Consider the following 13,211-nt stretch of genomic DNA (forward strand, 5'->3'; position numbering starts at 1 on the left):
ATGACCTGGCTAAATGTATCCTACCATTCTATCGGTGTTTTTATCACCTTTCTTATCCAGTGTATTTTGAGTTTATTTTTATTAACCCAAAAAAACAAAACTGTTCCAACATGGGGCTTATGGGGAATGTTTACGGGCTTTGCGTTTATGCTTTTCGGGTATTTTATGGCTTATACTGTGAGCGATTCCTGGGGGGCTTATCACCGTTATTTTACCATGATAGCTTTGTTTGGAAATTCTGGATTAATTGTTTTTTCCTATTTTTATCCAAAACTAGACAATCCGAGAGAAGCTAAAATTATTATACCTCTATGGTTTGTTGTTATTGCACTAGCTTACTTTGAGTTTATTTTTAGCACTCAAAAAATGGAAAAAGTATTTAACTTTACGGCTCATTTTTACACATTTGACTACGGCGCGAGAACGGCAGTTATTATTCTATTGTCTCAACTCTGGCCTATTTCGGTTTTAATAAGAAAGACAATTTTTTATTCTGATTACAATGGAATGTTTTCTGTTTGGTTAAGAAAGCCAGAAAAGTTTTTTTTGTATCCTCGGTTTTATTTTACACGCTTCATAGTAGGTTGGATTAAATTCTTTAATCCTAAAGGAAAAAAAGCAACTGCGATAAAAAGCTTTGTTAATTCTTTTTTGCTTCTTTTAATTATTGCAGTTTCAAACTTATTGAATAAATCGGGAATCCTCTCTTACGAATTATACGCACTTATCTATGCGAATGTAACTTTGGTAATTTGTTTTTCCATCATTGTCATCTTTATAAATAATTCACCGGAACCAACGACTTTCATGGTAAAGTTAGTTGGTATTAGCCTTGTTACTGTTTTATTAGTGCTAGGTTTTGTAGGCAATTTAACATTATCCTTAAGTGAAGAAGACTATGATAACCAAAGACGTGCACAAATTTTAGGATCCAAGCATTCCATTCTAGATAGAAAATATGATGAATTACCCGATGAAATTGAATATGTATTGTTAAAGCCTGCAATGGCTGATGTATTCGATAAGAGCTTCACGATTGAATTTATTAAGAAGCCCGATGTTTTAAATGCGCAAGGAATTAACCAGGGTGCAGATAGATTTAAAGAAGTTGCTTTAAAGGAAACTCTTACAAAGGTAATGAAAGAAAATAAGCGGGATATTCATAAAGATAAACCGACTGAGGAAGAATACGATGAGGCTTTAGTGAGATATAAAAAATCTCGCCAATATGAAAATCTAGCTAACGAAAATCTAGTAAAAGAAAACTCACCTATAATGAAACGTCTTTATCGCGATGCAGGTTCCCTTTATACTCATTTTGACTTTGTAAAGGACAATGTCAGATATGAAGTGGGATTCTCTTATGCTGAATACAGAAATCATACTCACCACAATGCTGTGCGGCTAATCTATATTATCTTGGTTACAACGTTTATCATTTTACTTCTTTTCCCAAAATTCTTTCATTCAAGTCTAGTAAAACCATTGAACGATTTACTAGAAGGTGTTACAAAAGTAAATGAAGGAAATCTAGACATAGAAGTTCCAATCAAAGTGCAAGACGAGATTGGTTTTCTATCAGAATCTTTCAATTCTATGGTTGCTTCTATTAAACAGGCAAGAAGGGAATTACAAGATTATGCTGAAAACTTAGAGGAAAAAGTTAAAGAGCGCACAAAAGAAGTGCAAGAGAAAATGGAAGAAGTGCAAAAGTTGAAGATTCAACAAGATGGTGATTACTTTTTAACATCCCTTTTAGCTAAACCACTTTTCTTTAATGCAAATAGATCAAAAGCAGTTACCACAGATTTCTTAATTCATCAGAAGAAAAAATTTGAATTCAGAAATAAAGCTGCTGATTTAGGTGGAGATATTTGTATCACTGGAAATTTAAAACTAGGAAAGCCTGATAATTACAATGTTTATACGATGGCAATGAATGGCGATGCAATGGGTAAGTCCATGCAAGGTGCTGGAGGCTCTCTTGTGATGGGCGTTGTGATTAATGCAATCATGTCTAGATCTGCATCAAACAAAAGAGTCTTAGATGTAACACCAGAACAGTGGCTAACAGAACTTTACCGTGAAGTAGATGCTGTATTCAAATCCTTCAACGGAACAATGGTAATCTCTGCTACGATCTTACTCATCGAAGAAAAAACGGGAGAGATGTATTATTTTAACGCAGAACATCCCGCCATGATTCTTTATAGAGATGCTTGTGCAAGTTTCATAGAGCAGGAACTTCTACTCAGAAAATTTGGTCAGGAATCGGAATTTCCTTTTCAAGTTTATCGCTTTCAATTATTGCCTGAAGATGTAATCATACTTGGCTCGGATGGAAGGGATGATATTGATTTAACTCCGAATGAACCTATTAGAACAATTAATGAAGATGAAACTGCTATCCTTGGGATAGTGGAAGAAGCAAAAGGTGATATCCACGAAATAGAAAGTATGATTAAAAATCGTGGCGCGATTACTGATGATTTGTCTTTCTTACGCGTTGAATTTCAGCCTATAGCAGTAAGTGAAAATGCGCAGCAGGATTTAATACAGCCAATAACCGCAAAAATCGAAGAACAAGAAATTGAAATTAGAGAAGACGCTGATTTACAAATTGATGTGACTGAAGTATATCAACAAAGTAAACGTCTCTATCAAGAAGGACATATCAACAAGGCTTTGGAAGTCTTAATGAATGCTTACTCTGTTGAGCAAAACAATCAAAAGTTAAATAAACTCCTTGGACTTATTAGTTTCAAAGGAAAAGATTATGCAACAGCTATTGATGTTCTCAGTAGATATTTGCAAATGGATCCTGATACGGAAGAGATGTGGTATTATCTATCTCTGTCACAAAAGAAAATGGGAAATTACTTGGCATCTCTAGACGCATCTAGAAAAGTTTATGAGCTTCATCCGGACAATGTAAATAATCTAATCAACCTTTCCGATCTTTACCGGCTAACTGGTCATTTTGCAGAAGCAAGAGAGTATTCAGAAAAAGCATTGTCCCTTGATCCGAACAATCAAAATGCTAAGAAGATTTTAAATTTCCTAGGAAATGTTTAGTTTTGCTCGTCGATAAAGATTGTGGAATACAACTACAAACAGTTGATTCCACAAATACATATTGCAAGAAGAAGGAAATTCCCGTTGGTTACTGGGTATTAGCCGAAGAGCAAACGGCAGGACGCGGTAGGCATGGTAGGCAATGGCTCTCTCAAGGAGAAGAAAAGATTTTCTTCTCTGCAAAATTCAATATAGTAGGGGCTAATTTCTCTATTCCACTACTGTCGTTATTTATTGGAAGTGCTGTCTTGAAGACTTTGCTTAAACATTTTCCAAAGCTCGCAGATACACTCACATTGAAATGGCCTAATGATATATACCTAGAAAATAAAAAAGTCTCTGGTATACTCATTGAATCGGAATATATTGATTCTAAATCTACATTCATTGCAGGCGTAGGAGTTAATCTTTATGGAAAAGAAAAACTTTCCACAAGCGATTACCTAAGCGAAACCGCAATAGGCAAAGAACAAAAGAAAAACATCATTGATTCATTGATTGCATTTATCAATGAAATAGAATTTATCCTACTCGATACTGAGTTAATACAAAAAGAACTTGATTGGATTTATAGTCATTCACTCCTTAAGAATAAAAAAATCGAAACAACACAGAATGAAGAAAAATTCTGTGGAATTGTAATCGGTTACGATAGAAATGGTTTCTTAATCGTTAAAAAGGATGATGGAGTTACGGTTTCAGTAATAGATACAGGGCCGGATTTCAGGGTAGTTTAAATTATGGCGAAAGATATGTTACTCGTTATAGATGTTGGAAATACAAACACAGTGTTCGGAGTATTTTACAACGGGGAAGAAGAGCCTAAGTTTCACAAAAGAACTGTTACACGAAGAGACCGAACCTCAGATGAGTTGGGTGTATTTCTAAAAGGCTTTTTCAAAGAGGAAAACATTGACTCAAGTAATATTAGTCATGCCATCTACTCAAGTGTTGTTCCGGGATTCAATCCTATCGTTTCTAGAATGCTAGAAGATTGGTTTAAGGTTGATCCTATTAATGTAACGGTTAATACGAAGTTGCCTTTTACGATTACTTATCCCCGTCCCTTCGAGATTGGCGCAGATAGATTAGTAAATACTGCCGCTGTTGTTAAACTTTATGGCGGAAGAAAAATCATCATCGATATGGGAACTGCAACTACCTTCTGCGTTCTGAATGAAAAGAATGAATATGTAGGAGGGCTCATTGCTCCGGGACTCAAGATTGCAATGGACTCTCTGATTCGTAATACTGCGCAACTACCGCCTATCGTATTTCAAACTCCCAAAAAAGTTCTGGGCGACTCTACCATTGAATCCTTACAATCTGGATTTTATTACGGATGGGTTGGACTACTCGAAGGAATCATCAAAGAAATTAAGTATGAATATGGCGAAGACTACAAAGTGATCGGCACTGGTGGGCTAATCACAACTATCCACAACTCACGAAAAGGTTTACTCGATACAGTGGATCCGCTTCTTACACTTAAAGGCTTGAAGATTTTGTTTGAAATGAATCGGTAATTAAGAAGGCTTCTGCAAAGTAGCCTGCATCGTAGTTTCTTTATTTTCAGCACGACGCATTTTAACATCTACTTCTAGAGACTGCCTTCCTGATCCTTTGAACGTTCCGCGAACCGGCGAAACATCATGAAAGTCACGACCGATAGCTACACGCATATGCTTTTCTGAGGATATCATGTTGTTAGTCGGATCTACACCAAACCAAGAGAACTCAGGAATATATACGTCCAGCCAAGCATGGCTTTGCTCTGCTCCAACCATCTCTGGCATTTTAGAATTTGGGTCATAGCTTTCGATATAACCACTAACGTATCGTGCCGCAACACCAACACTGCGAAGTGCGGCAATCATTGTATGAGCAAAGTCCTGGCAAACACCCATTCGCTTCTGAATGACTTCATCAATTGGGGTATTGATATTAGTCGAGCCTGTTTTATATTTAAAATGCTTTGTGAATACTTCATTTAAATCCATAATTGCTTCTGCAAGTCTTCTATCTGGATCTAAAATCTTACGTGCAAAGTTTCTTACTTCTTGGGTGATAGGAACAAACGATGAAGTGTTAATGAAATCATAAAACTCTAATTGGTATCTATCAAACCAATCGCGTGCATCTTTTATTTTCATTAAAGAATTTAATGGTTCATGAGAAGGGGCAAACAGTGTAACGTCGCTCTTGGCAACAATTTCAAGATAACTATGGCGAAATGGAACGGAGAACTCGTGAACTAGATTTCCAAAATAATCTCTATGCGAATAAGTCGGAACATCTGGGTTCAATTCTAGCCAATGAGCATTTACGCTCTGACATAGAGTTTCAAGTGGAGAAATTTTAATCTGCGAATAAGACTCCGAAGCCTCATAATCGTAGGAATATTTTGTTGTGTGAATGATTGTGTATCTCTGGGTCATTGTTTCACCGTAAATGGAGTTGGAGAAGATATATTGCTATATCTATCCATAATTTTGTTTCCCAGAAGTTCAATTCCGGCTTTTAAATGAGCTGCCCAATATCCAGGCTTCACTTCATCCTTTGCATATAAAAAATGCTCTTGCTTTTTAATTTTCTTTTCTGCTTCGTGCGTTTTACTCAGATTATCCTTTAGGTCAAATGAAAAGGCTCGACTGATTAAAATATCACAAATATATTCTGGGGTTTCTTCTTCTGGAATTGTAATAAGGGAATCATTTCCTATTGTATTTAAAATAGATTTAATTTTATCTAAAGAGTTTACAAGTGAATTATTAAATCCTTTATCCGTAATCATCATCTTGTAAGCAAGATAAGGATCAAAGATGGATTGATAGTTCCATTGGTATGCTTCATATGTATTTAGAATTTTCAAAATCACAATAATGAAAGGTTGTAGATTTGGAACTTCTGCATCACTCTGCGTTGCCTTTACTAAGAATTGTAGAGTAGATTTGATAACAGTCACAATATAACTGCAATGCTCAATGTATCTACCAAGTTGAATGAATTGTAAAATATCTTGTCTAGAAAAAGTATCTAGCGATGCACCGTAGAATGATTGCGAGTAGTGGACAACACCGACTAGCCATTCAGACAAATCATCCACGCTGATATTTTGATTACTACTATTCTCGCTACCGGGTAGTTCAGATAAATACTCTAATAACTTTTTAAGAGAAACCCACATATCGTTGGAAAGATAATTTTGAATTTCACGCGCATTGTTCATCGCATAATTCATATTAGACCGAACGGAATATGGATTCTTGCTATCAGCAACTGCATGTTTAAAAAAGCTAACATGCCAGGGCTCTGTAGATTTGAAAAGTTTCTTAACAGGAGAACCCGTTAGGCGCGATAGTGTCTTAATTAAAGACGTATAAGAGGGATCCTCACTACCGAGTAAAATGTCAATCTCAGATGAATAAGCAACCTGTAAAACATTGGCTGTAGTGTATCCGCGATTTATATAACGACCAAGCCAGAATAAACTTTCAGCCACACGACTCAGAATTAAACTTTTAGAAATACGATTTGGGAAAAGAACTTCGTTTCTCTTGTGGACAACATCATTTTTCCCCATAACCCATGTATCCTTGCTTCCTCCGCCCATAGCATTGCATACCATGAGAGACGATTCTTCTCTAGAAACACGCGTAAGGGCGCAATTACTCAAATGAAAAGAATGACCTAGAAAAGAATAGAAGCGAGTTTCCACATAACGCTCTTTGAATCCTCCATCGGGAGTAAATACTTTTCCCTTGGAAAGAGGAATTAATTCCTGTGCAACATATTCAAATGGATTCTTTAAAACTTTTTGTTTCATCTCATCGATTTGGGATTTAGTAGACTCTCGACCGATTAATATGCCGAAACCGCCAGTGCCTTGCTTTGGCTTGATAACATAGTGATCAATATGGGCAAATACATGGTTGATATATTTTTCTTCGAATAATAAAGAAGTTGTAACAGATCGTAAGATTGGCTCTTCGGAAAGATAAAAACGAATGATCTCGTCGCTAAATGGAAGCAAACACTTCGAACTCGCAACACCACTTCCAATTGCATTAGCAACTGTAACATTGCCATAACGCACACAAGAAAAAAGTCCTGGAACACCGAGCACACTGTCTTGATAAAAACTAACTGGATCAATGTAATAATCTTGAATTCTTCTATAGATAACGTCTATTCGTGATAAGCCGTAGACGGTTTTCATGAACACATGATTGTCTTTTACAATTAAATCTTTTGGAAGAACGAGCGGTATACCCATCTTACTCGCAAGTAGTTCATGCTCACTATAAGCTTCGTTATAAATACCGGGAGAAAGTAAAACAACCATTGGGTTATTGTCTTGCTTGGGTGCGCATTCTTTTAAGATGCTCAGCATAACAGGCGTTGTATCCCAAATTTGTTTGATAGATGTTTTCTCAAATATATTTGGAAATTGTTGACGCAGCACTTGACGGTTCGTCATCGCATAACTAATTCCACTTGGAATTGTAACGTTATCATCTATGATTTGAAAATTACCATCTGAATTGCGAACAATATCAAAAGCCCCAATATGCAAATAAATATCATGCGGAACTTTTACTCCCTGACAGTCGCGTAAATAATTAGGATCACCCAGGATAATTTCCTTTGGAATTCGTTTCTCTTTTAGAATTTTTCTATCTGAGTAAATATCCAAAAGAAATTTATTCAGAGCGAGTAATCGTTGTTTAACTCCTTTCTCAACAATCGCAAACTCGGCTTCGTTGATGATATGAGGAATTAAATCGAGATACCAGGGGCGCTCTACATAATTTCCTTTTCTGCTTTCACCGAATGTAATACCTTGCTCTTTTAAAACAAATTCAATTCTTTTGTTAATAGACCGAAGACGATCTACACTTTGTGATTCAAGCATAGGAAGTATTTCTGAATATTCTGGTCGATACTTCGAGCTAGAATCTTTCGGTCTTACTTCACTGAAAGATTCCTTAGGCTTACGATTTAAAGAGAAAGAATTGGATTGTTCTAAGTTGGTTTGTAGATTCATTTGATTGTAATTGGATTATGATTGAGTGTATTTGTTCTACCTAAAGTATAAGACTGAGAAATTGCTTCAAAAATATAATACTTAGCAAGACTAATTGATTCAACTAAACTCATGCCCTTCGCCAAATTAGAAGTAATCGCCGCAGAATAAGTGCAACCTGTTCCATGAGGATTAAATTCTTTTACAAACTTAGAGCTGAGTGGATACATAGTCTTTCCATTAAAAAAGAAATCTACCGCATACTCGGAATTACCCAGATGTCCTCCTTTTAAAAGAACGGGAACACCATAAGAGTCAAAAAGTTTTCTTGTACCACTTTCCATTTCTTTCTCAGAAGAAATTTTCTCATTAATTAAAATTCCTCCTTCGTCAAGATTAGGAGTAAACAACGATGCAATAGGTATAAGGTTTTTTTTCATTGATTCAATTGCATCGTCTTTCAAAAGTTTAGCACCACTAGTCGCAACCATGACAGGATCAACAACGATTTTGTAATCGTTGCCTTTAAAAAAACTAGCAACAGTATCAATGATTTCTTTAGAGAAAAGCATTCCAGTCTTAACTGCGGCTACTGGAAAGTAACCGGTAACTGCTTTAAGTTGTTTTTCTACCATATCAGTGGATATTTCTTGTATGCCACTAACTCCACCGGGATTTTGTGCTGTTATACAGGTGAGAACTGAGGTTCCGAAAACAGAATGGGTCAGAAAAGTTTTTAAGTCTGCTTGTATTCCAGCGCCTCCACCAGAATCAGAGCCTGCGATTGTTAATGCAATAGGGTAATCATTCATTTTTTTTGCAACCAGCCATAACGGGATAAGTCAATTTGTGCTACAACATTAAACACAATCCCTTCTTGTTCAAGCAGTTTTCTTTGTAAGTTTGCACGAATTGTGTCCCCTTTAAAAGAAATTTCACCTTTTGCATTGATGACTCTCTGCCAGGGAACTGCCTGAAGATCGTCCTTTTTCAAAGCATTCAAGGCATAGCCGACCGCTCTTGCTGCCCTAGGTGAGCCTAAAATATTTGCAATCTGTCCATAGGTTACAACTTTGCCTTTAGGAATTTTTTTCACTGCTTCATAAACCTTTGCATAAAAGGATTCTTTAAGTGGAGCAGAAATTTTCTTTTTCACAAGAATAGTTATGCAATTTGCAAACCAATTGTCATTAAAAAAAATTTTCTGGGCGTTGCGGCGAAAGCAATCGTCGTAGGGAACGGTTTGAAACCGTTCCCTACATAGCACAATCGCCGCCGCGCTCTCACTCTGGTCAATTATTTGCAAGCGATAAGCACCAAATAACGAACACAGTAAAAACGTAAAATTTATCGAACCAAGCAAATAATTGACCCCGTTCGATCGCTAACGCTACAGGTCGGAAAATTCTTTACTTCTTCAAAACTAAAACAAGTTCTTTTGAGAATTGTTTAATGTCCGGCTCATCGATATTAGCCGTTCGAGTGCCTCCGTTTGGTCAATGAAAGGTGATTATTCAAATTGGTTGCAATAACCCCTAATTACTTTCCGAAACTATAATATCCATTTGTTGTAGTGTTGATGGAGTTGAAACAAAGCCTAGTGTTAACATTGCAATTAGGAAAGATTCAGGAAATATTTCCAGTTTGTCCTTTAGTTTAATTTTTATTTCAGTTACTTTTTTTGTTTTGATTATAATTGGATCACATCTAAATTCCAGGCGCCAAAAATCAATCTTCTTAGAGCAGTTTCCCATAGAGTCAATTTGGATTTCTTTCGAATCATTTGCCGTAAAGTAAGCGTTAGCTTTTTTTTCTATTCGCCATGATGGAACTTCAATTTTCAAATAAATAGTATAGAATCCATCAGAAAGCAAAGCAGATACAGTCTTATTCGCGACCAACCTTCCGAAAGACACGTTTTGAATTTCCCAACAATCATTGAATTCAACAAATGTCTTTGAAATGCAAAGATTAACATTTATTTCCTCTTTGTTTGGTAACTCGGTATTATCCAACACCAAAGATAAAGTTCCTTGTGATTTTACATCTACCTTTAATGAATCAATATTTGGAGGATTTATTTTTAAATATTTCGGTTCTATTGTTTTGCATTGTGAATAAATAAAAGAAAATATTAGAATAATAATTATGATTTGTTTATTGCTTTGATTTAACTTTGAAGCCCATTTAAAATTCATAATTCAACATTCATAATTTTAGAAACTACTTCACGCGAATGAGCACATCTTCTTGTCTCACTAAATCACCTGGCTTGCAGCAAATCTCAGTTATCTCACAGTCTTTGTGGGATTTGATTGCGTTTTCCATTTTCATGGCTTCTACGATAGCGAGAGTGTCGCCTGCTTTGACTAAGTCTTTTTCTTTTACAAAAATCTGGATGACCTTTCCGGGCATTGGGCTTGTGAAAGAGTTAGAGTTATTAACCGCACTCGAAGAAGCCTGTTGTTCTGTTTTAAAGACAAAAGATTCGCCTTTGTAGTGGATAAATGTTCTTAGCCCATACTGGAAAAATAAAATAGCATCGTTAGTAGAGGTTACAAAGCGATTCCCATTCATGCTTTTAGGAATTAGGATTTCTTTTTCGGTTGAATTTGTCTTGTTAGAAATAGTAGTTCGTATTCTAAAATGATTTTCTTCTTCTAAATAGGAAAGAATGCTAACATCATACAAACTATTTTTATACTTTAACTTCGCATTCGCATTTAACAAATCTTTTGAAACTTCTATTGTGACGCGTTTAGCTGGACTGAGTTTATTGTCCCAGAATTGAAAACCGGATAGTTTTTCATGGACAGATTCGGATTTGAAAAGTAGGTTATTGATTGCAAGCGCATAACTAGCTATTTCGTCTGTGAAAGAATTCTCGATCTTTTGGTCTTTGAGATATTTATCAATGAAGCCAGTATTTAAATTTCCGTTTCGGAATTCTTCATGGGAAAGAATTGTTTTAAGATAGGAAATATTTGTCGTTATTCCAAATAAAACAAATCTATCCAACGCAGAAATTAGATTATCAATGCAGGTCTTTCTATCATTTGCGGTTACTATCAATTTGGCGATCATTGGATCATAGTAAATTGTAACTTCAGAGCCTTGCTCTATTCCAGAATCAAGTCGAACTCCCTCGCCAGTAGGATTTTCTAAGAATAAAATTCTACCAGTAGACGGCAGGAAATTATTCTCCGGGTCTTCCGCATAAATTCTTACTTCGATGGAATGTTTGCCTAAAAGTTTAGGCTCAATATTTATGGATTCGCCTTCTGCAATTTTTATTTGCAATTCGACAAGATCAATTCCTGTTACCATCTCTGTAACAGGGTGCTCTACTTGAAGACGGGTATTCATCTCCATAAAATAGAATTCACCTTTGTCACTGACTATAAATTCTACAGTGCCTGCGCCTACATAAGAGATGGATTTTACAACTTGAACAGCCACTTCGCCCATTTTCTTGCGTAGCGCATTATCAAGATTAAACGCTGGAGCTTCTTCAATAATCTTTTGGTGTCTTCTCTGAATGGAACAATCTCTTTCAAATATATGAACGGCATTGCCTTGTTTGTCTCCGAATACTTGAAATTCAATATGTCTCGGATTAGTTACAAATTTTTCAAGAAATACAGTATCATTTGCAAAGAAATTCTTTGCTTCTCTTTTGGCAGAGTGAAGACTTTCTGTGAAATCTTCTTCTCTGTCAACACGACGCATTCCTTTTCCGCCACCGCCCGCGCTAGCTTTTACCATTACTGGAAATCCAATCTTCTTTGCTTCGGCTAATAACCGTTCGTCGCTCTGATCATCTTCATCGTAACCGGGCACAACGGGAATTCCTGCTTTTAGCATCGCCATTCTAGATTGAATTTTATCTCCCATTAGCTCAATGGACTCAACTGCTGGACCAATAAAAGTGACTCCTGCTTCTTTTAATGCCTTAGCGAAACCTGGATGTTCTGATAAAAATCCATATCCAGGATGAACCGCATCAGCATTTGATTTTTTGCATATCTCTACTATCTTGGGAATATTCAGGTAAGACTCATTAGCCGGTGCTTGACCTATAAGATAGGCTTCATCAGCTAATTTGACAAAGGCACTATCTGTATCTGCTTCTGAGTAAACGCATATTGAATGAATATTTAGCTTTTTACAAGTTCGAATGATTCGAATTGCAATCTCGCCACGGTTAGCAATGAGTAACCGCTTGATCTTCATGCATTTTTACTGAGTGAAGCATTCACTGAGTTATTTGGGCTTGCGGAATTCTTTGTGACGAATTCATCTAAAGCTTTTTTTTCATCTGTCATCAATTTAAATACATGATCTTTCATTTCTTCCCATGTCTTAAATTGATTTGGATCAACGGTGCCTGCTAATTTATAGCCAATAACATTTCCCTTTTGCTGAGTTTGAAATTTTGTAATTCCTGATTTCAAAACAACTACCGCGGGAATTTTATGTTCAAACGCAACTTTGATCATTCCTTTTTTAAGAGGTTTAATTTCTTCATTATAAGAATTATGGCCTTCTGGATAAACAATGTAGCTATACATTTTCAAACCACTCACTAAATTATGCACTGATTTTGAAATAGTTCTAGCGTGCGTTGTGTCAAATACCTCGGAGCCCATTGCCTTCATCCACCAATAGGCGAAGTAGCTACTCTTGATTTGCTGGTTAGCAAGATAAGGTTTTTTAATTACAAAGCAATCAAATGGAAAATCCAATTCGTTCACATGATTCACAAAAATCATATGATTTTTTTCTGGAATTTTAATTTCATTTGCTAAAAGTAAATTGGTTTGAGTGACCTTAATCATCTTGTCGCCCCAATGCCACGAGCCATCTAAAAAAGCATAAGCTTTCTTTTCTTTGTTGATAAAAGAATAGAATACTCCTTTTAGTAGAATCCATTTTGCTCTTGTGAAGATTACGATAAGAGCTTCCATGTAGGTTCTAACGATTAGCCAGTGATAATCTTGCGATTGATCACCTAGATTTTGTTTTAGATATTTGTAAGGATTTAAAGTTGCCATAAGAATTGTAGAGACAGGTTTTAAACCTGTCTTCTTTTATGTTTTCCTTCGAAAAA

General features: G+C 36.0%; 10 protein-coding genes. 3 read left to right on the plus strand and 7 right to left on the minus strand.

Going from position 1 to position 13,211, the window contains the following annotated elements; all coding sequences use genetic code 11:
* Genes IPH52_09415 through IPH52_09425 form a run of 3 tightly spaced genes read left to right on the plus strand, consistent with a single transcriptional unit; the run spans window position 1 to window position 4,601 of the window.
* Window positions 1-3,075, plus strand: a complete 3,075-nt coding sequence (locus IPH52_09415; protein MBK7055259.1) for a SpoIIE family protein phosphatase — start codon at window positions 1-3, stop codon at window positions 3,073-3,075.
* A 2-nt stretch (window positions 3,076-3,077) separates the two neighbouring features.
* Window positions 3,078-3,812 (plus strand): biotin--[acetyl-CoA-carboxylase] ligase, encoded by a 735-nt coding sequence (locus tag IPH52_09420; protein ID MBK7055260.1) that lies wholly within the window; start codon window positions 3,078-3,080, stop codon window positions 3,810-3,812.
* A gap of 15 nt (window positions 3,813-3,827) precedes the next feature.
* Window positions 3,828-4,601, plus strand: a complete 774-nt coding sequence (locus tag IPH52_09425; GenBank protein ID MBK7055261.1) for a type III pantothenate kinase — start codon at window positions 3,828-3,830, stop codon at window positions 4,599-4,601.
* Here the strand turns inward: IPH52_09425 and IPH52_09430 are convergent, their stop codons facing one another.
* The 7 genes from IPH52_09430 to IPH52_09460 all read right to left on the minus strand — a co-directional run bounded on the left by IPH52_09430 (window position 4,602) and on the right by IPH52_09460 (window position 13,155).
* Window positions 4,602-5,513, minus strand: coding sequence for a transglutaminase family protein (locus IPH52_09430; GenBank protein ID MBK7055262.1), 912 nt, complete (start codon window positions 5,511-5,513; stop codon window positions 4,602-4,604). It abuts the gene before it with no gap.
* Window positions 5,510-8,122 (minus strand): circularly permuted type 2 ATP-grasp protein, encoded by a 2,613-nt coding sequence (locus IPH52_09435; protein ID MBK7055263.1) that lies wholly within the window; start codon window positions 8,120-8,122, stop codon window positions 5,510-5,512. The genes IPH52_09430 and IPH52_09435 overlap by 4 nt, the downstream gene beginning before the upstream one ends.
* Window positions 8,119-8,913 carry a bifunctional hydroxymethylpyrimidine kinase/phosphomethylpyrimidine kinase gene (gene thiD / locus IPH52_09440; GenBank protein ID MBK7055264.1) on the minus strand — a complete coding sequence of 265 codons (795 nt, stop codon included), beginning with the start codon at window positions 8,911-8,913 and terminating at the stop codon, window positions 8,119-8,121. Before thiD ends, IPH52_09435 begins: the two co-directional genes overlap by 4 nt.
* On the minus strand, window positions 8,910-9,245 hold the full coding sequence (locus tag IPH52_09445; protein MBK7055265.1) for a methylated-DNA--[protein]-cysteine S-methyltransferase: 336 nt from the start codon (window positions 9,243-9,245) through the stop codon (window positions 8,910-8,912). Before IPH52_09445 ends, thiD begins: the two co-directional genes overlap by 4 nt.
* A 391-nt stretch (window positions 9,246-9,636) precedes the next feature.
* Window positions 9,637-10,299 (minus strand): hypothetical protein, encoded by a 663-nt coding sequence (locus IPH52_09450; protein ID MBK7055266.1) that lies wholly within the window; start codon window positions 10,297-10,299, stop codon window positions 9,637-9,639.
* A 25-nt stretch (window positions 10,300-10,324) separates the two neighbouring features.
* Complete coding sequence (locus IPH52_09455; protein MBK7055267.1) at window positions 10,325-12,334, minus strand: acetyl-CoA carboxylase biotin carboxylase subunit; 2,010 nt, start codon at window positions 12,332-12,334, stop codon at window positions 10,325-10,327.
* Window positions 12,331-13,155 carry a 1-acyl-sn-glycerol-3-phosphate acyltransferase gene (locus IPH52_09460; GenBank protein ID MBK7055268.1) on the minus strand — a complete coding sequence of 275 codons (825 nt, stop codon included), beginning with the start codon at window positions 13,153-13,155 and terminating at the stop codon, window positions 12,331-12,333. Before IPH52_09460 ends, IPH52_09455 begins: the two co-directional genes overlap by 4 nt.
* Window positions 13,156-13,211 lie beyond the last annotated feature (56 nt).

The sequence above is a fragment of the Leptospiraceae bacterium genome (genome assembly GCA_016708435.1).
In the GTDB taxonomy this organism is placed as follows: Bacteria; Spirochaetota; Leptospiria; order Leptospirales; family Leptospiraceae; genus UBA2033.